This is a genomic window from Klebsiella electrica (assembly GCF_006711645.1).
Classification (GTDB): Bacteria; Pseudomonadota; Gammaproteobacteria; order Enterobacterales; family Enterobacteriaceae; genus Klebsiella; species Klebsiella electrica.
On record NZ_CP041247.1, the window covers coordinates 4,634,785 to 4,654,645 of the forward strand.

The window sequence follows — 19,861 nt, forward strand, 5'->3', positions numbered from 1 at the left end:
ACACGACTTGATTTTTATCCACTAAATTCATAACAGGCATTTATTTTACGTCCCGAATATCACTGAAAAAATAATATGATTTAAGTCACAATTTTATCATCATATCTTGTATGGTAGTAGACAATGAGTGAAGAGGAAGCTTACCCTCAACGCCATTATGTTCCCGTCATACACCGACCCCGGCTTAACGCTGGGGATTCGTCGTAAAAGTAATATCGTGTACGGAGTAGGTATGTCACTGATAAATAATAGCTTCATGATAAACAATGCGCCAGGTCAGCGGCTGTATTCTGAGGTAGCACAAGCGTTACCGATTATTGATTACCACTGTCACCTTGATGCCAGAGCCATTTGGGAAAATAAACCGTTCACGGATATTACTCAGCTATGGCTGGAGGGCGATCATTACAAATGGCGGGCCATGCGGGCGAATGGAATATCTGAGCACAAAATTACCGGCCAGGCTTGCGCCGAAGAAAAATTTGAAGCCTGGGCGCAAACGGTAGAAGCCAGTTTTGGCAATCCCCTTTATCACTGGACCCACCTTGAACTGAAACATTATTTTGCTATCGACGAAACGCTTAATAGCAAAAACTGGCGCGATATTATGGCGCGGTGTAATGCGCAATTACGCCACGACGACTTTTTACCCCAGTCGCTCATCCGCCGTTCAAACGTTGAAGCGTTGTGCACGACCGACGGGCCGCTCGACGATCTGCAATACCATCAGTTGCTGGCGGCAAAAAGTGATTTTTCCACTGCTGTTTTGCCGACATTTCGTCCTGACGAGCTGTTCGACACCAGCCCCGAGCGCTTCCTGACGTTTGTCTCGCGATTGGCGCAGAAAACCCAGCGGACGATAAGCTCGCTGGATCAGTTCCTGGCCGCTCTCGAAGCGCGTATTGATTTTTTCCACAGCACGGGCTGTCGCGTGTCGGACCACGGCCCGCTGGCAATCGGTTTTTGCCCGCTTGATGAGGCCGGACAGAGCACGCTGTTTCAGCGCCGGCTGGCGGGAGAAGCGCTGGATGAGCGCGCGCTCCAGGCCTGGGAAAGTATGATTTTTGTCGCGCTGGCCAAAATGTACAAACAGCGCGACTGGGCAATGCAGATTCACTTTGGCGCCATTCGTAACAACAACGTGACCATGTTCAACAAGGTCGGCATCAACTGCGGCTTTGACTCTATTGGCGATCAAACGCACCTTGCGCAGAACCTGAACGCGTTGCTGAACGCCATGGTGGAAAATGACGGTCTGCCGAAAACCATTCTTTATAACCTCAACGCCAGCTATAACGACGTGGTCGCCTCGACCCTCGCCAACTTCCAGAGCGGCGAGGATGGCATGAAATCACCGCTGCAGTTCGGTTCCGGGTGGTGGTTTAACGATACCCGACGCGGCATGGTTAACCAGCTCAATACCCTGGCCGATCAGGGGCTGCTGGCCAACTTTATCGGCATGCTGACCGATTCCCGCAGCTTCGTCTCCTACACCCGACATGATTATTTCCGCCGGATCCTCTGTGACCTGGTTGGCAGTTGGGTAGAGAAAGGTGAAGTGCCGGAAGATCGCGCCATCCTCGACGCCATGATCCGCGGTATTTGCGTGGACAATGCCCGTCGTTATTTTCGTTTTTGAACCGTCGGATACAGGGATAAACCATGACTCGTAAGAACAGAAAAGTGACCATCCCCGTCAGTATCGGCTACGGTCTGACGGATATCATGGGCGGCGGCGCATTTACCGTAATTGGCGCGTGGCTGCTTTTCTTCTATACCACCTTTGTTGGCCTGTCGCCGATTGAAGCGGCGTCGATTGTCGCGATCGCCCGTATCGTTGATGCCGTCGTCAGCCTGTTTATGGGCAGCTTCACCGACCATTTTTATAAAAACTATCTGGGTAAGAAATTTGGCCGACGCCGGTTTTTCCTGCTGATCGGCGCGCCGCTCATGCTGGTTTACACCCTGCTGTGGCTAAACGGCATGAACTACTGGTTCTATCTCGCGGTGTATCTGGCCTTTGAGATCATTGCCGCCATGGTGCTGATCCCGTGGGAAACGCTGCCTTCCGAGATGACCAAAGATTTTAATAGCCGGACCAAACTTTCCACATGCCGTATGTTCCTGTCTGCATCCGGGACCTTTCTTGCCACCTTTATCCCCGGCCTGCTGATTGGCGCGCTGGGTGAAAATAATGCCGATGCCTATCTGGTGAACGGCGTGGTGTTTGCCGTGATGTTCATGGTCTGCGTCTTTATCTCGTGGAAAGTGACATGGGAGCGCGAGCTGACGCCGGAAATGCTGGCGGAAATGGAAAAAGAGCGCAAATCCACAACGGCAGCCGAGAAGCTTGCCGCCTTTGGCAACCTGTTTAAGGAATATGCCTCGACCCTCAAGGTACGGGCGTTCCGTAAGCACCTGGCGATTTATCTCTTTTCCTTTACGGCGAAGGACGTCTACAACACCGTGTTCGTCTTTTTCTGCGTCTACTGTCTGAACGTCTCATCCTCGCTGGCGGGCACGCTGCTGTCGATGAGTATCGTCGGGCTGCCGGTTACGCTGGCGGCGGGGGTGGCTATCATTAAGTATGGCCCTTCTCGCCTCTATGTCTTCGCCTATAGCCTGATGCTGCTGTGTCTTGGCGGGTTCTTCCTCGTGTATCAGTTCCCGACCGACAACAAGGTCATGCTGCTGGTGATCATCGCCGGTATCTACCAGGTTGGTCGCTGCGTGCTGGAATTTACGCCGTGGAACGTCTTCCCGTTTATTCCCGATATTGACGAAATGATTACCCGTCAGCGTCGCGAAGGTCTGTTTGCCGCGGTAATGACGTTCTCGCGTAAAACGACGGTCGCCATCGCCACCTTTGCCGTGGGCCTGCTGTTGCAAAGCGGTGGCTTCGTGAAAGGGAGCCAGACTCAGCCTCAGGAAGCGATTAACACCATCGCGACGCTGCTGTTTGCCGGCACCGCCGTCCTGCTGCTGATTGCGCTATGGCAGGCGCTGACCTTCCATCTGAACAAACGTACGCACAAGATTTTTGTCGATGAAGTTGAACGCCTGAAGGCGAACGGTCTTCAGCAGGACGTCACGCCTGAAGCGCGCCATGTGGTTGAAGACCTGACGGGTTATAGCTATGACACGCTCTGGCGTAACACCCCGCCCGAGCGAGCAAAAGCGGGGAAAGCAACCTCGGTACTGAGTTAACCGCTGCCGCCGGCAGCAGCATAATGCCTGCTGCCGTGCGGTTGCCCTGCCCGGCTGACCCTTTCAGGGCCAGCCGATTTAAGACGCGCCCTCACGATGGGGCAAGCGGATCACTTCACCATCTTCTGCGTTTTTTCGACATCCTGCAGCCCGCCTTCGTTGACGGCATTCTGATACCCCATGCTGCGCAGCATTTTTTCTGCTTTGCCGGACTGGTTCCCTGTATTGCAGTACAGGTGCAGCGTGTCATTCTTCTCTTTTGCTACTTCGCCGATGCGCGCATCCAGCTCTTTCAGCGGAATATTCACCGCCCCTTCAACGTGCGTTGCCTGAAACTGGTCAGGGGTACGGACATCAATCCAGTGCTCAGCCGCCCACAATGAGGCCGACGCCATCAGCATGGCGCCGGTCAGGAGCGTTTTTTTCATGACCTGTGGCAGATTAAACATAACGACAGTTCTCCTTTTATTTTTCTTAGTCACCCGAAATCATACTAACGAAGGTATCCCGGGCGATCTTTGACCTGATCTGGAAAATGGGGACAAAGCGATAATCGGTGATATGAGCGCAGAGTCCACGCCGCAGGCAAACTGGCAGTCTCCGTTAAAATTACTATGCTTAAAGTTAACGTCACCTGTTACAACGTTGATTTTTATAGGGAGTATATATGGGATTCTGGAGAATTGTTTTAACGATTATTTTGCCGCCACTTGGCGTATTACTGGGTAAAGGATTCTGCTGGGCATTTATTCTGAATATTGTACTGACATTGCTGGGCTATATCCCGGGTCTGATTCACGCATTCTGGGTGCAAACGCGCGATTAACCCGCATCATCATGACGGCGCATCGGCGCCGTTTATTTTCGCCAGGTATTTTCCATCGGAGTCTTATATTTCACATTTACGCCATCACTGGCCGGTAGTGGGTGGAGAACGGAGTTAGATTCGGCGAACGGAAGGCAACAAAAAACCCGCACGTGGCGGGTTCATTTCATTATCAGCAGAGCTTAACTGCTCAGGCCATCGCCTTCATCGCTATTGTAAGCGTCGCTGATAAGGGCTTACAGCGGAGTAACGTTGCCAGCTGCCGGGCCTTTAGCGCCATTTTCAATGGTGAAGGAAACCTGCTGGCCTTCATCAAGGGTTTTGAAGCTGTCACTCTGGATAGCAGAGAAATGTACGAATACATCTTTGCTGCCGTCGTTCGGAGTGATAAAGCCAAAACCTTTATCTGCGTTAAACCATTTTACTAAACCAGTCATTTTATTAGACATAGATACTTCCTTAATTAATGAGCCACTAAGCGCGGCGATGATGGCCTGTATTTAGAGTGACTTATTTGGCACTTAGGAGGAGGCTCATGAAGAAGAGTATCTGTGGATAGCACTTGAACTGAGGACTGCTTGACTAAAACTGCTTTCATAAGGTCTGTATTCCAAACCGATGGCGCCATTAAGACATAGCGAAATTATTATAGCAAGGTTTATGTTTTTTATTTTACCCACTTAAACACCTGGATGGCTATATGTCCGTAAAATGCCAGCGATAACATCAATCGCCATCTCAGTTTTGCCGAATCGCGATACGCCTGATATTTCGCGGTATTCGCGCGCGTCTTTTGCAACGTATAAATAATACCTGTGCCACCGGCATAGATATCCCGAGAGAAAACCTGAATAAATACCGGCTCTGCGGGCAGGCCGGATGTACTGCCTTACGGACAGGCATCCGGCCTGCCGTCAAAACGGATTATTCATGCCTGTCCCGAATCAGTTTCTTTCTGTCGATTGGGTTGCCCTCCCGATCGAAGTAGCGACTCGGCCATATTTCCGCAGGGTCGATACCCAGCGCCTGCGCGATTAAAAACTCCCCCTTCGGCCACGGGCGGGACAGCGTGTTGGCCAATGTCGACGAGCTCAGCCCCGCCTGGCGCGACACCGCCGCCAGCGACAGGTTGCGCTTTTTTAATTGCGCAATGATATCAGCCGGATGCATATCAGTTCTGTTCATCTCATTCATTCCTTTGCGTTAGTGAAGTCGTACATATTCTCACCACCACACTAAGTAATACTTAGTACATTTTCAACTAACAGCTACCAGAATCGTGATTCTGTTTCCAGTCTTTCAGGATCATCATGCTGCCGCACCGTTTAAAAGAAGCGCGCCTCAGAACGGGACTTTCCCAACAAAAACTGGGTATCCTCGCGGGTATTGATGAGGCGACGGCGAGCGCACGGATGAACCAGTATGAACGCGGCATCCACACTCCTGACTTCGCGCTGGCCTGTCGGCTGGCAGAAGTGCTGAAGATCCCGGCCTGTTATTTCTATACGGTTGAAGACGATCTGGCGGAAGTGGTGGCGGGCTGGTATCAGCGCTGACGATGGCTCCCGGACGCCACGTGACCTGGTTCCGGGAAGACCTGGGCTGGGGCGTGTTTGCCTTAATCGCCCGATGGCCTGAAGCTGGCGGTAGCCCACGGCGATATTCGCGCACACGGACAATCCGTCATCGTATGGATAGCATTTAAGCGTATATACCCTGTCGCCGCCCCGCATTCGTGATGCAGGCTAAGGGCATATTCTGGTGCGCCGAACGGCTAAGCCGGGCGACACACCAGAAAAGGGTCTTGCCGTTATATCAGAACCATGCCTCAAACATCCCGCCGACGTTCAGTGAATCCAGCTGATCGTCTTTGGTGCCGTTCACCTTCGCCGTGCGTTTGTTGTCGACCTGACCGCCGGTGACGTAGAAGCGCAGCATCGGACGGAACTCCGGCCCCATGCCGATGGCGATGTTCTGCGACAGCGTCAGTTTCCAGCCGTGGTTATCCCCGCCCCGATCGTAGTCAACGCGCTGATAGCCCGCTTCCAGCCAGGTCGAATGCACGTCGTTCCAGAAGTACATCGGACGCACGATGGCACCGTAATTCTTCCGGTTGTCGGTGTTGTCCTTGCTGTTGTCATAGTTGTGGAAGGCCAGCAGATACTCGACCTGCGCCTGCTGAGTGAACTTGTATAGCCCCTCGAAGCTGGCGTAAACCGTCGTTAACCCGTCCGTTTTGTCGTACACGCTGTTATCGGCATTATCGGAATAGCGCAGAATCACTTTGTTCACGCCGCTGTCGTTGGTGTGGCTCAACAGCAGGCCGCCCTGCCAGGCATCAATCTGCGCGTCGTTATCCACCGCTTTAGAGTCAAAGCCGTAGTTGGCATAGACTTCAACGTCGATGGGACCCGCCTTGATATTGTGGGTTTTGGTCGTCAGCGCGTAATGACCGCTGTCGCCGGTATCAGACCCGCCGGTACAGGTAATGCGCGAGGGGTTAGATTCATCCCCCATCACTTCCGGGCTACAGGATTTCACCTGCGACACCCCCGCCACGTCGAACTGCACGCCGCCGATATCGAAGTTTTTCACCCCGGCGCCCTGGCCATCGTGGTTCATCCAGAAGTAGTCGTTGATGCCCTGTTGCGGACGTTGATGGAAGTCACGACCGGCCCAGATGTAGGCGTTCGGATTGGATTCCAGCACGTTGGTGACGCCAACGTAGGCTTTTTTCAGGTTAACTTCGTCGCTCCAGTGGTCGAACATGACGTTGAGATCCCAGATAGCGCCCTGGCTGCTCTTAAAGGCTTTGGTTATCTGGAATTCGCCACCGTTGCTTTCGTTACCCAGACGGCCGATGGCCGAGGCGCCGTTATAGGAACCATCGACGCCGATATATTTCTGATCGCCGGTCTGGAAATGGGCGCCGTAGCGGGCGTAGCCGCTAAACTTCAGGCCGAACGGAATCGCCATATCCGGTGACTGCGCGACGGTTTGGGGATTGGTCTCCAGATCCACCTTCTTCGCGGCGGCGGCGTCCATTTTCGCCTGGCGGTCCGCCAGCGCCTTATCGACGGCTTTCGCCACAATGGCGTCAATTTGTTCCTGAGTAAATTCTTGCGCCATAACGGAGGTAAAAGGGCAAAGAGTGGCGATAACCGCCATAGCTAATGGAAGTTTTTTTATCATATTCATGTTTATCTCAATATAGTTTAATTTTATTCAGATAATAACAATCCCATTCTGGGGTGACAGAATATGTCGCTATCATAAGAACAATATAATTGTTATTTTTACGGTCTCAGAGGCTTTGCGCTATTATCGTGACAGTATCTCCATGAGTGATATTTACGTATGCGCGCCGGGCAGATGAATCATTTCGCCTAATTCATAAGCCAGCATTATCGATGGTTTGCGTTACCGCAGTCTTTGGCCCTCCTCCCTGGCTGGCAGTGCAGAACAGGCGCGGCCCCGGCAGCGGTTTTTGGCAAAGGCATATTGCATAAATCGTCCTCGTTAACTTCATTACCCGCGATTTGTGTGCCCCCAATAACTCGCTGTCGCGGCGGCGCTTTGATATTGCTTAAAGCGCATGGCTCAGTACGCAGGAATCGTCAATCTATCTGTAGCGTATCGGGTTCACCGAATGTGCCGAAATCAATTGCCGTAACGATTAATGGCATGTTCAATCAGTGCCCCCGCAGGGGCACTTACGCCAAATTCAGTCGAAGAGATAAGCGTTGACGAGGTTTTCGAGTAATTCCTGATGCCCGCTTTGATGCTGAGGATTAAGGTTATGCTGTTCAGCGTATTGAGCGGTTTGCGCCAGCGACATTTTCCCTTGCAGAATTTGCTGCCCCACTTCACCACTCCAGCCGGCATAGCGTTTTGCCACGCGTTGTTCCAGTTTGCCGTCTTCAATCATGCGAGCGGCCTTTTTGAGTGACAGCGCCATCACATCCATTGCGCCAATATGACCATGGAACAGATCATATTTATCGGTGCTTTGACGGCGTACTTTGGCATCAAAGTTCAGGCCACCGGTGGTAAAACCGCCGGCTTTGAGGATCTCATACATAACAAGCGTGTTTTCTTCGACGCTGTTCGGGAACTGATCGGTATCCCAGCCGAGCTGAGCATCGCCGCGGTTGGCATCAACGGAGCCGAAAATATCTAGGGCAATGGCGCTGGCGATTTCATGGTGGAAAGAATGCCCGGCAAGCGTTGCGTGGTTGGCCTCAATGTTCACCTTGATCTCTTTTTCCAGACCAAACTGCTTCAGGAATCCATATACCGTAGCAACATCGTAATCGTACTGATGCTTAGTCGGTTCTTGCGGTTTAGGTTCGATAAGCAACGTGCCACGGAAACCCGTTTTATGTTTGTGCTCAACCACCATCTGCAGGAAGCGGCCAATTTGTTCGCGCTCATGACGCAAATCGGTATTCAGCAGGGATTCGTAACCTTCACGCCCGCCCCACAGAACATAGCTTTCACCGCCCAACTGCTGGGTGGCGTTCATGGCGGCAACGACCTGCGCCGCCGCCCAGGAAAAGACGTCCGGATCAGGGTTGGTTGCCGCCCCGGCAGCGTAGCGCGGGTGAGTAAAGCAGTTGGCCGTCCCCCACAGCAATTTCACGCCGGTTTCTTGCTGCTTTTGCGCCAGCACTTCGGTCATTTTTGCCAGGTTATTGCGATATTCTTTCAACGATGCGCCTTCCGGCGAAACGTCCACATCATGGAAGCAGTAATACGGCACATTGAGCTTATGGAAGAATTCAAAAGCGACGTCAGCTTTAAATTTTGCCTGGCTAAGCGCATCCCCGGCCTGTTGCCATGGCCGTTCAAAAGACCCGCTGCCAAACATATCTGCGCCATTCCAGCAGAAGTTGTGCCAGTAGCAGGCGGCAAAGCGCAGGTGCTCCGCCATCCTTTTTCCCAGCACGATTTCATCCGGATTATAATGGCGAAAAGCCAGCGGGTTGGCTGTTTTTGGACCTTCAAAACGTACTCTGTCAAGTTGATCGAAATAAACGGGCATAATGAACTCCATAATTCAGGAAGCGAAAAATAAATAATTTGGACCTATCCTGTATTTTCCTGGGAGGTTGCTCAATTACGTTATTTCACTCAGCAATTAAGAAAATGCACAACTGTGAACCATCTCGCAAATAACATTGCCATATATTCAGGCCATTTATAGTCATATTAACCCGTCTTTTTCTACGGAATTTATCTGATGACTCACAAAAATAAAACCCTGTTTTTTAGTGGTACTCGTATACTGTGGATAATGTTTATGGACGACCGCTCAACATGCCAGATACGCAGCCTGTGGAGAGCCTTAGTTTCGATGATCACAGAAGTAAAAAAACATAACAAATTAATGTAAAAACGTAATGGATTCTCCCAGTCCATCCGTGTAACAAAGTATTTCACATTCACGTAAGAAACCGGAGACTTGATTAGAATGAGCAAAAACATACTGCAAAGTCGGCATGATGAATATCATAAATTAACTCGCGGAGAACGTATTGGTTATGGGATGGGTGATTTTGCGCAAAACCTTGTTTTTGGTACCATAGGTGGTTTTCTTGCTCTTCACATGTTGACGGTAAATACAATCAGCACCGCCACCGCAGGATTTATATTCCTGTTTGTCCGCATCGTGAATGTTTTCTGGGACCCGATGGTCGGTACCTACGTTGACAAAAGAAGTTCAAGCGCCGGGAAATACCGCCCCTGGCTTTTAAGAGCCGGCATTCCGCTCGTGATTCTTTCCGCGTTACTTTTCGCGCCCATTCCTGGAATAAGGGGCTCGGTTCCTTTCGCGTTTATCATTTATCTGGCACTGGATTTAGTTTATTCACTGGTGAATATTCCCTATGGCTCTCTGAATGCCTCATTGACCCGGGATCCTGAATCGATTGATAAGCTGACAAGTACGCGCATGATGCTGGCAAACAGCGCCAACCTGCTGGTCTATACCCTGTTCCCTATGTTTGTACAGATGGCCTCCCCCAAAGATCGCAGCCTCAAAGATACGGGTTTCTTTGGCCTTAAGCTCAATATGGGTAACTATACCGATCCCTCAGCTAACTATGCGTGGTTTGGCGTTTACTCAATTTATATGTTGATCGGCGCGGTAGCCCTTTACCTCTGCTATAAATTCACCAAAGAACGCGTTGTCGCGACGGCCGAACAGACGGCTAACGTAAAAACAACCGATTTATTCCTTGAACTCAAGAATAACCGCCCGCTGGTCATTCTCGGGTTATTTTTCATGTTAGCCTTTACCTTCATGTTTTTCATGAACACGGTTAATGGCTTTTTCAATCAGTTTGTTGTCGGCCATTCTGAATGGATGGGGGCTATTGGTCTTATTGCCTCAATTCCCGGCATTGTCTTCCCTGTCTTTTGGCCAAAACTGAAGAAAATTTTTGGTAAAAAAGGCTTCTTCCATCTTTTCCTTGGCATGTTTATTGTGGGTGAATTGCTGACCTACGTATGGTCACGCGAAAGCATGCATGATGCTCTGTGGCTTGCTTATATCGCAACATTCATTAAACAATGGGGTTTAACCTCGGCGACCGGTTTCATGTGGGCGCTGGTGCCAGAAGTCATTGCCTATGGCGAATTAAAATCAGGCAAGCGTAATGCCGCAATCATTAATGCGATTATGGGGCTCTTCTTTAAGATTGGTTTTACGATTGGCGGCGCGATTCCATTGTGGTTACTGGCCGCTTATGGCTTTAACGAAACCGGCGCGCAACAAAGCGCAAGCGCGATCGACGGAATCATTATGACCGCGGTGTGGATGCCAATCGTGTTAGCCGCGATTTCGATGATCATTATTCAACTCTATCCTGTCTCAGACAAAAATGTCATCGAGATCAACCGTCAGCTTGATGAGATACGGGCATAGTGAAAAAATAAATTAAAAATTACGCAGTTCTGAATGATAAATTTTAAAAAGGTAGAATGATATGTCACTTATTCAAAACCCTGTATTACCTGGATTTAATGCGGACCCTAGTATTATCCGTGTAGGGGACACCTACTATATCGCAAACTCTACATTTGAGTGGTTCCCTGGCGTTCGTTTACATGAGTCAAAGGATCTACAGCACTGGAATCTGCTCCCCAGTCCCTTGTCTACCACCACCCTTTTAGATATGAAAGGCAACCCTTCATCCGGTGGGATTTGGGCGCCGGCGCTTTCGTATGCCGATGGCAAATTCTGGTTAGTGTATACCGATGTGAAAATCACCGAAGGCGCGTTTAAAGACATGACCAACTATCTGACCACCGCGACCGATATCCGTGGTCCGTGGTCAGACCCCATCAAACTGAACGGCGTCGGTTTTGATGCCTCGCTTTTCCATGACGATGACGGGCGTAAATATATCGTTCAGCAAACCTGGGACCATCGGGAATATCATCACCCCTTCGATGGCATCACGTTAACTGAGCTTGATACGAAGACCCTGAAATTAAAACCGGCGACAGCGCGGACCATTTATCGGGGCACCGCCGTCGCCCTCGTTGAGGGGCCACACCTCTACAAACTGAACGGCTATTATTATCTTTTCGCCGCCCAGGGGGGGACCGTTTTCACCCACCAGGAAGTTGTTGCGCGTTCTAAAACCCTGGATGCCAACAGCTTTGAAACCGAGCCTGGGGAAGTCTTCTTAACGAACGTCGACACACCAGACAGCTACATCCAGAAGCAAGGGCATGGCGCTTTGGTCTCCACCCCCAAAGGTGAATGGTATTATGCCTCGCTCTGCGCCCGTCCGTGGAATCGTCCAGGTGAGTCGGCCTATGATCCTCGTGGCTGGTCAACCCTGGGCAGAGAAACCTCAATCCAGAAAGTGTATTGGGATGCGGATGGCTGGCCGCGTATCGCAGGAGGTCATGGCGGAAAAACCTTTGTCGAAGGGCCAGGCGATGCCATTTACACCGAAAGCGCCAAAGAGCATAGCCAGTACGATGAGTTTAAAACATCAACCCTCGACCCTAACTGGAATACGCTGCGTGTCCCGTTCACAGAAAAAATGGGGACCACCGGCGATGGCAAGCTGACTTTAATCGGGCAAGGTTCATTAGCGAATACGCATAACCTGTCGCTTATTGCCCGACGCTGGCAAGCCTTCTACTTTGATGCCCAGGTTAAAGTGAAATTTGATCCGTTCAATTATCAGCAGATGGCCGGATTAACGAATTACTACAACGATCGCCACTGGAGTTTTGTGTTCATCACCTGGAACGAAATTAATGGCGCAGTCATTGAGATCGGCGAAAATAACCGTGGGAAATACACGTCATATTTGAAAGATGATGCCATCAAGATCCCGGAAGGGACCGAATATGTCTGGTTCCGCAGCAAAGTGCGCAAACAAACGTATAGCTATGAATACAGCTTTGATGGGGTCAGCTTTACTGAAATCCCTGTTCAATTAGATGCCGCCATTCTTTCCGACGATTATGTGCTGCAAAGCTATGGCGGGTTCTTTACCGGAGCGTTCGTTGGCCTTGCAGCTGTCGACTACTCAGGTTATGACGCCAGCGCAGAGTTTTATGATTTCCATTATCAGGAGCTGGGCGATGCGTTAATGGCCGATGGCACATATAGCTGGCAAGCCAGCGAATCACGTTTTAATTAAGTCATGGCGAACCTACGTTATCTTAACGATAACGTAGGTTTTTGCCGGGACAGGCCATGACCGCTTAGCCTCTTATGCTCTACAGAGCGCGCCCCTTTTTCACTGAGTCCTGCGGACCTGGATTGCACTGTTCTTTTGTTCCCGGAAGATAAAAATTGCCGTTCTCATCGGGATCCGTTCCTCCCGGACACCCTGCCCGCCCCGATGAATTATCTGAACTGCCTCCGTCCGAGCCATTCCCGCCATCGGCACCGGGTTTACCAGGCTGGCCCATATATCCGCCATTTCCGCCATCCCCGCCTTTCCCTCCAGCGCCACCATGTCCGGCACTGGCAGAACAAGCAAACAGCACGAAAATACAGACCAGAACGTGTCTCCCCATGATGCATATCTCCCTTATTTATTGGCTACCCGCAGCACTATACTCTGTTTACAGATAATAACATGGCTACGTTGCAATAACGCGTCAGGTGATTGTCGCCAGGTTGTCTGCCTGCTGTCGTTAATATGGCGTGGTTGAAGCTCTTCAGCCGGGCCATATTCACTTACCCGTAAAGCACGACGAACGGCAAAAAAGAGGCAGCACATGACGACGACTATAGCTATATTTTCAAACACCCCGGTCTGGGTGTGGATCCTTTTACTTTTTTAATAAAAAGAGGGATATCTGCACTGCATTGCCGGGAAACGTCCGTAAAAAACATCTTCATCATACCGGTGTTATTCTTAGCGGCGAGCATCTATCATTTAGCTGGATTTAGTTTTTTCCCCACCATCCCGCTCTATATCACCACATTAATAATATTTTGTATTGTCAGAATGGCATTTTTATGGCACTCCCCAGTTGAATATAATGCCGCCACTGGAGTAGTGACGCGTCCTGGCAGCCCATTTATTCTCACGTTGATTATTGGATCTTTTATTTTTAAATTTGTCATGACCTGCCTTACGGAAAATGACCCGAAATTATTAATGAACTTATCATTTCAATGTCTGTGGGGCGCAGGCTCAGGTATTGCCACCGGTTTATCATGGGGTGGCTTATTGTATGTCATCTATAAAATAAAAGAGAAAAAGAAAACAATATCGCTTCACTATTGAGAAGACTCCGGGGCGGTTTGTCCTTTCAGACCGCGTGACCTGTTGCCCTTACGCACCCTCTCCCGTAAACGGCAGGTACAGCGGTATTTCGTGGCTTCACGAATCCATCCGGTTTACTTTATCATCACCACCAAGGACGCCCCCAGAGGCGATTAACGGAGATAACGCTGTGAGAACCGTCGAGATACTGCAATACACCTTACGCAAAGGCAGCGGCACCGCTTTTCATACCATCATGCGGGAAATCAGCGTTCCCCTGCACCAACGCCACGGGATCGATGTTGTTTCGTTTGGTCACTCGCTGCATGACCCGGATTGCTACTACCTGATTCGCGCCTTCGACAGCCCCGAGAGCATGGCGACGGCTCTTGATACCTTTTATGCCAGCGCCGACTGGCGCAGCGGGCCGCGCGGGGAGATCATTGGCAGCATCGAGACCAGCATGAAAACCGTGATCAACCTGCCGGCGGAAAGCGTGGATGGCCTACGCAGGTAAGGGGCGCCATCGGGATTCGCCTGGCGATGGCCTGCGGATTCCACACTTATCGGCAATAAACGCGGCGGACTCGCGCTGAAGGCCAGGATATCCCTACTTGCGGTATAAACTGCCTTTGCCAGACCTTGCACGCTGCCAGAGTTCTTCATCTGATAACGTGGTTTGGATCAACTCGACAGGCGCCCCGGCATCATTGATAACAGCCACGAAGTAATCATCTATTGGTTCATAAGGGCCAAGAATGACCTCTTCCCCCGCGATAGCCTGCTCAAGATTATCAACTTTGAACGCAACATGGGGGATGGTTTTCAACAAAGGATGTAAGGGGGAATCGTGGGTAAAGCGGTGCCACTGTATTCTGAATTTTCCCGGGTTATCCGTGGTATACATCCCCGCTTTTTCGCTGAAAATGCCTTCGAATTTTTCATCCTGCAGCGGTATACCCAAGTGATGAAATTCATACTTGACGGACGGTTTCATCTTCTCTTTTCCTTTTTCGTATAGAAGTCTGTTCCGTTTAGTTCTTCGACGGTATCCATCAGCCCTCCTTCTATTCTTAATGATTCGTTGGTTTACCATACGCCTGACACCATCGTCCAGTGAAATAAAAAGAAAGGCCGCGCGACGAAAATCCCCCGTTATCAAGAATGATTTTATCAACGCCAGGAGTTTTAATTATTCTGATTGCCTTTTTTATTATTCACATGTCAGCGTTACGGTAAGATTCCCCTCATATTTCCCGGCCGTCGTCCCTTTAGCAATATCATTGAGTTGCAACATATAATTCTGCCCGGTTGTCAGCCTGCTCGTCCATTTGCCATTATTCCACTCGGCGTTGAGGACAGAATAACCGATCTCATCGCCGGTCGAATTTTTGAGCGTTCCCGACTGACCATTAGCGGAGCCTGGCGTGAATGTTAATAACGCGTCACCGCTGGCATCAGAGGTAATGCTCAGCTGTTTATCCTGTTTGCCTGGATACACCTTTCCAAACGGGGCTTCACTGGTAATATTCACATGACCAGACTGATAGGGAGTGGCTGATGTGTGCGTGTCATAGACGATACCGTTGTTTCCCAGTTTCTCTAAGCTGTAGGTAAGCACCGTATTCCTGTCCAAGCCTTCCTTCAGCCGGAAGGTAAAGTTTCCGCTCCAGTTCACCCTTCCCCAGTCGTGCGTGGTGCCATTCCAGATAAGGTTCACCGCGGTACCGTAAGCATCCAGTTTAGAACCGATATCGAGCCTGACGTAGCATGGCGCACCATTATCAAACCGGCAGGAGGTTATCTCCGCGGATAGTAAATCTGCCGGCCAGTCCCTGACATAAATCTGATAATGAAATATGACCGCGCCAGGGGCCCATCCACGATCGCTGTAATCACTGTCGCTCAGACTTATTGTTGCATAGGGTACGGCGCTGCAACTGATGGTGGATGCCGCCAGCGTGTTTGCGGAAAAAAACGCCAGAATCCCCAAATATCCCCAGGAGGCTTTCATATATTCATTCCTGAATTAATCTCAGTATCAATAATGAGCCTGGCGCCAGCCGACTTATGGCATGAAGCGCCAGGCGAATATTAACCGCAGACGGAATCGATGTTCGCTGGTTTTATCGGCTTTGTCTGCGGAACAACGCGATGGCGTTACTGATAATCAAAGATCATCGTCACCACACTCTTGACGGCCCCCGCTCCCGGGGCCGTGGCTCCGCTCTGCTTCAGCTTGGCCAGAAAGGTCATGTCAGCCTTACTGTTTGCAATGGGATACATCACACTGTTGCTACCATCAGGCGCCATCTTAGTGGCCTGAGCGCTGTCTCCCCAGATCTCCACACCGACGCCTGTCGCGGCGACTCCTTCTGTTGTCTCGGTGTTTTTAAATAAAGAGGAATCGGTAGTATCTGGCTCCCCGCTTGCCGTGACCTTCACGCTGGTTGCGCCGCTGCCGCAGCCAGCCAGGTTAAGGGTGAATGCCTCGGTTGCCCCGATTTTATCGCTGCCAAAATCTTTCAGGGAAACCCGGCCCATTGCAACATCCACACCGTTCGTACTCCACTGAGGGGTACAGGTATTATCCACCACGGTCGCCGTGATATTCACGGTGGCGGAATCCGATGCGGCCTGAATGCCCGGAGAAAGCGCCAGCAGGGATACGGTTGCTGCGGTTAATAAAGTTTTCTTAATCATCAACGTCATGTTTACAACTCCTGTTATGTTGTGTGTATAAAACTTGTGGGTGCGGAATAATCACTTCCGCTAATCAGTTGCAGATAACCTGGCTCCATGTCACAGGGGATTTCAGGGCCGCTTCCGGCAGGGTGTAGCGGGCGGAGCAACGCTGGTCGGGCCGGTTTCCCCACTGCGCGTTAATTTCTCCCTTCAGCTTCAACCCAGAGAGGAAAACCTGCCCGTCATCGCCCACCAGGCCGCCGCCGCCGTCCGCCACGCTGACCGTGGTCCCGAACGGCACGGGTTTTCCGTTATGAGTGAGCGTTATCAGGGCCCGGACTCCCGTTCGTACCCGGAAATCAGCTCTCACCAGCGCCCCCTGGGTGGGGACGACGCGCGATACGGCGTTGTCGATGTCCGCATGGCTATCCAGCTTACTGACATCCAGCGCCACCCGGCTCTCCCGGTACTGGCTGGCCCACGGCACCACGGTATAGCCGCGCCAGTCGGTCTGTACGCCGGTGGCGTTATCGACGGGAAGGCCCGCGGCGCCGGGGGCCGCCACCAGAATGTTTGTGGTCCCCAGCGGTTGTCCGAAGGTTGCCCCTTCCCGGTGAAGCACCGCGCTGCCCGATGTGCCGTAGCGCCACTGTCTGTAGTTACGGCTGTAGCTGTACTCCGCCGAAGCATTACCATAGGTTCCCCGGTAGTCCACGGCGGCGTCGCCGCTGTTTCCGTCCTGCCGGCTGTACCCCTGCGACGCGCTCCAGTTCACATTTTCCCTATCGGGTAGTGAACCGCTGATCCCCGCCCGATGTGAGAGCTGGCCGTCAGTCCCCCGATGAGTGCTATATGTGGCCCATACGTTCTGACTCAGCCAGCCGTCGAGGGGGAGAGACAGGGAGAACCACAGCACGTTATCTGCCCTCGGTTGTCCGTTGTAGCGGGTATGGGCATATGAAATGTTGTAACTGGCCCGTCCCAGCGAGCTGCTGAAAGCCGCCTGCAATGAAGAGGTGGCCGCCACTTCGTCCCAGTATGTCTGGCGGCTCCCCGTCAGGGAGAGGGAACCGACGTTTCCCAGCTGCTGGGAAAGACTGACCTGCAGACGCTCGCGCTTGTTGTTGTTCAGGTTGTAATAATTTATCCAGTCACGTTTTACCGGGCGGCCAGCGGCATCGACGGCCCCTTCCGAATCCCCGGTCCAGCCGGCCATACTTTTCAGCGCGGTGTCATCCAGCGTATGGAAACCGCGGGTTGAGTAGCGGTATCCCGCCAGTTGCAGTGTGGTTCCGGTAGACACCAGCGAGCGTCCATAGAGGAAGCGCAGGGACTCCCCCCGGTGACGGGAACCGTCGGCCAGAATGCTGTCGGCATGCGTTATGTCTGCCGACACGGCCCCCCATACGCCGGTGTTGAATCCCATCCCCAGCGTGGCGGCGCGGTAGTTCTCCGCAAGCCGGGTACCGCCGTATGCCGTCACGTTATGCGGCATTCCCCACAGGAGGGTGGCCTGCATAAACAGCGGGTCGTCATAGCTGACGCTGACATTGCGATAGCGAGCGGCGGTAATGCCATAACGCAGATGCCCCTCGCGCTGGAGTACAGGAACCGAAGAGTAAGGCACGGTAAACATGCGTCCCTGACCATCCGCTTCCGTTATCATGACCTCAAGGTCGCCACCGGATGAAAGGAGCGGTAAATCGTCAATGACGAAAGCGCCGGGAGCGACATTGATCCGGTATATCTCGTGACCATTCTGTCGAATGCTGACCTCAGCGCTGCTGCCTGCGGTGCCGCGAATCACCGGCGCATATCCCCGCATGCTGGCGGGATACATACTGTCGTCGGTCGCAAGGTGTACGCCGCGAAAAGAGACCGTATCAAACACATCGCCGCTGGTCGTGCCATCACCGAGCGTCAGTTCGCTACGCAACGGAATGATCGCACGCTGTAACCAGGTGTTCAGATGCTGCCAGTGTTGCCGACGGCCATAGTCATTTTCCTGATAGCTCCACGTACTGTTATCCCGCAGCCGCCACGCCCCGAGATTGACGCCGCTGGTCAGATTGAGAAACTGGCTGCGGCTGTTACCGTATTTTCCCCGGCTTTCGCTGCCGCTGAACCGCCAGCTCGCCAGGGCGGCATTAATGCCCTCATCCCATCGTTCCGGCGCTATCCAGCCATCCGGCTGTTTGCGCATGGCTGCCTGGGGAATGCTGATATCGAGGCGCATTTTCTGGAAGTCAAACGCCGTCCAGGCCTGGGGAATAAACAGCCCCGGGGTCACACACTGCTCATCCGGCTGGGCGGCTAATTCCGCAAATGCCGGGACATTCACCCCCATATCCGACAGTTCTTCACGGCTCAGACAAGCCTGAAGCCCTGTATTATCTCGCACCGCGGATTGTGCCTCCCCCGCCTGAACGGCAACAAAACGGACCGAACGGGTTGCCACGCGGCTACCGTTGAGATAAGCGTCAACCAGATAGACTCCCGGGAGTTGTGAGCCGCCGGATGAAAAAAGTGACAAGTCAGCCACCGCAACCGGGTTACCTGAAAGCATAGAGGGGTCAAAATGCAGTCTGGCGCTTGCCGGCAGAGAAACCGCGCACATGACTGAAGCATTCAGTAGCGGCTGGCGAAGTAAATATTTCAGCATACCCGGTCCTATGATGAAAAACGGGCAATAACAGGTGCTGAAACAGCGCCGTAATCATTAATGGTCCGGAACGTAATCCGGCTGCCGGAGGCCGCAGGCAGACTGACGGTGGCGGTGCTTACGGGGGCCACCATGACGCCATCGAGGGAGATGTCGCCGGCCTTAATCTCAGTCAGTGTGATGTAGTAAGGGGTCGGGTTAATAATTTCCAGCCGGTTACCGGCACGACGAAAACGCATTTCAGCAGGCGCTTTATCCACCGCTGGCCTCAGTCCGGCAGGACGGATGAACAGTTTGATACGGCTGGCCGCAGCAATGCGCAGCACGGCTTTACCGCTGTTATCACCCTCGGTCACGGAGGGGATCGCTTTCGCAATAAAATAATAAAGCGATTCCCTGTCCTGATAAGGCGATCCTGCAACCCGCATCAGGCGAAGAATATTTTCATTCCCCGGCCCGCTCAGATAAAGGGGAGGCGTCACCACAAAATCCCGACTTTTACTTCCGTCAGCATTTTCAACCCACGACTGCACAAGGAATGAGTCTGCCGCGGAAGAATTCCGAATGGAGAGGCTTTCCTGCCGGGAATTCAGTGGATAAATAATGCGGGTTCCCTGAATTGAAATCCCGCCCTCAGCCATGGCAACGGCGGACAACATGAGCATAAAGACAATAACGAGGCTTTTTCGTAAAAAAAAGACGACGGACGACATAACTATTTCCTTTCAGTCA

The 19,861-nt window shown here is 51.9% G+C and carries 18 protein-coding genes and 1 pseudogene; 9 read left to right on the top strand and 10 right to left on the bottom strand.

The window, feature by feature from the left end:
* Positions 1–232 precede the first annotated feature (232 nt).
* Both uxaC and Electrica_RS22170 read left to right on the top strand, forming a co-directional pair.
* On the top strand, positions 233–1,639 hold the full coding sequence (gene uxaC / locus Electrica_RS22165) for a glucuronate isomerase (protein WP_141965409.1): 1,407 nt from the start codon (positions 233–235) through the stop codon (positions 1,637–1,639).
* Positions 1,640–1,662: 23 nt separating this feature from the next.
* Positions 1,663–3,207: an MFS transporter gene (locus Electrica_RS22170; protein ID WP_131050714.1), complete on the top strand. Its 1,545-nt coding sequence runs from the start codon at positions 1,663–1,665 to the stop codon at positions 3,205–3,207.
* 110 nt (positions 3,208–3,317) lie between these two features.
* Here the strand turns inward: Electrica_RS22170 and pspE are convergent, their stop codons facing one another.
* On the bottom strand, positions 3,318–3,656 hold the full coding sequence (gene pspE / locus Electrica_RS22175) for a thiosulfate sulfurtransferase PspE (RefSeq protein WP_131050713.1): 339 nt from the start codon (positions 3,654–3,656) through the stop codon (positions 3,318–3,320).
* 218 nt (positions 3,657–3,874) lie between these two features.
* Here pspE and Electrica_RS22180 point away from each other — a divergent pair, with 218 nt between their 5' ends.
* Positions 3,875–4,033: a YqaE/Pmp3 family membrane protein gene (locus Electrica_RS22180; protein WP_141965410.1), complete on the top strand. Its 159-nt coding sequence runs from the start codon at positions 3,875–3,877 to the stop codon at positions 4,031–4,033.
* Positions 4,034–4,269: 236 nt separating this feature from the next.
* Here Electrica_RS22180 and cspE read toward each other — a convergent pair whose 3' ends face one another.
* Entirely contained in the window at positions 4,270–4,482 is a 213-nt protein-coding gene (cspE, locus tag Electrica_RS22185) for a transcription antiterminator/RNA stability regulator CspE (RefSeq protein WP_031520308.1), read from the bottom strand.
* Positions 4,483–4,957: 475 nt separating this feature from the next.
* Positions 4,958–5,218 (bottom strand): helix-turn-helix domain-containing protein, encoded by a 261-nt coding sequence (locus tag Electrica_RS22190; protein ID WP_141965411.1) that lies wholly within the window; start codon positions 5,216–5,218, stop codon positions 4,958–4,960.
* A 125-nt stretch (positions 5,219–5,343) separates the two neighbouring features.
* Between Electrica_RS22190 and Electrica_RS22195 the strand changes: the two genes are divergently transcribed.
* On the top strand, positions 5,344–5,589 hold the full coding sequence (locus Electrica_RS22195; RefSeq protein WP_032689680.1) for a helix-turn-helix transcriptional regulator: 246 nt from the start codon (positions 5,344–5,346) through the stop codon (positions 5,587–5,589).
* Positions 5,586–5,738, top strand: a pseudogene (locus Electrica_RS29395) (hypothetical protein); the annotation flags it as partial. The gene Electrica_RS22195 and the pseudogene Electrica_RS29395, both read left to right, overlap by 4 nt.
* Positions 5,739–5,848: 110 nt before the next feature.
* Here Electrica_RS29395 and Electrica_RS22205 read toward each other — a convergent pair.
* The gene (locus Electrica_RS22205; protein WP_141965412.1) at positions 5,849–7,231 is read right to left on the bottom strand and encodes a carbohydrate porin; all 1,383 of its coding nucleotides are present in this window, start codon (positions 7,229–7,231) and stop codon (positions 5,849–5,851) included.
* A gap of 526 nt (positions 7,232–7,757) precedes the next feature.
* Complete coding sequence (xylA, locus tag Electrica_RS22210) at positions 7,758–9,077, bottom strand: xylose isomerase (RefSeq protein WP_141965413.1); 1,320 nt, start codon at positions 9,075–9,077, stop codon at positions 7,758–7,760.
* Positions 9,078–9,521: 444 nt separating this feature from the next.
* Between xylA and Electrica_RS22215 the strand changes: the two genes are divergently transcribed.
* The 4 genes from Electrica_RS22215 to Electrica_RS22235 all read left to right on the top strand — a co-directional run bounded on the left by Electrica_RS22215 (position 9,522) and on the right by Electrica_RS22235 (position 14,299).
* On the top strand, positions 9,522–10,961 hold the full coding sequence (locus Electrica_RS22215) for an MFS transporter (RefSeq protein ID WP_160702580.1): 1,440 nt from the start codon (positions 9,522–9,524) through the stop codon (positions 10,959–10,961).
* A gap of 61 nt (positions 10,962–11,022) precedes the next feature.
* Entirely contained in the window at positions 11,023–12,702 is a 1,680-nt protein-coding gene (locus Electrica_RS22220) for a glycoside hydrolase family 43 protein (protein WP_141965414.1), read from the top strand.
* A 630-nt stretch (positions 12,703–13,332) separates the two neighbouring features.
* Positions 13,333–13,803, top strand: a complete 471-nt coding sequence (locus tag Electrica_RS22230; RefSeq protein WP_141965415.1) for a hypothetical protein — start codon at positions 13,333–13,335, stop codon at positions 13,801–13,803.
* A 169-nt stretch (positions 13,804–13,972) separates the two neighbouring features.
* Positions 13,973–14,299, top strand: coding sequence for an NIPSNAP family protein (locus Electrica_RS22235; protein ID WP_131050620.1), 327 nt, complete (start codon positions 13,973–13,975; stop codon positions 14,297–14,299).
* Between the two features lie 93 nt (positions 14,300–14,392).
* Here Electrica_RS22235 and Electrica_RS22240 read toward each other — a convergent pair whose 3' ends face one another.
* The 5 genes from Electrica_RS22240 to Electrica_RS22260 form a co-directional block, all read right to left on the bottom strand.
* Entirely contained in the window at positions 14,393–14,779 is a 387-nt protein-coding gene (locus Electrica_RS22240) for a hypothetical protein (protein ID WP_100684790.1), read from the bottom strand.
* A gap of 216 nt (positions 14,780–14,995) precedes the next feature.
* Positions 14,996–15,796, bottom strand: coding sequence for a hypothetical protein (locus Electrica_RS22245; RefSeq protein ID WP_141965416.1), 801 nt, complete (start codon positions 15,794–15,796; stop codon positions 14,996–14,998).
* Positions 15,797–15,942: 146 nt separating this feature from the next.
* On the bottom strand, positions 15,943–16,494 hold the full coding sequence (locus Electrica_RS22250) for a fimbrial protein (protein ID WP_131050622.1): 552 nt from the start codon (positions 16,492–16,494) through the stop codon (positions 15,943–15,945).
* A 64-nt stretch (positions 16,495–16,558) separates the two neighbouring features.
* Complete coding sequence (locus Electrica_RS22255) at positions 16,559–19,129, bottom strand: fimbria/pilus outer membrane usher protein (protein ID WP_228267379.1); 2,571 nt, start codon at positions 19,127–19,129, stop codon at positions 16,559–16,561.
* An 8-nt stretch (positions 19,130–19,137) separates the two neighbouring features.
* Positions 19,138–19,842, bottom strand: coding sequence for a fimbria/pilus periplasmic chaperone (locus Electrica_RS22260; RefSeq protein WP_141965417.1), 705 nt, complete (start codon positions 19,840–19,842; stop codon positions 19,138–19,140).
* Between the last annotated feature and the right edge of the window lie 19 nt (positions 19,843–19,861).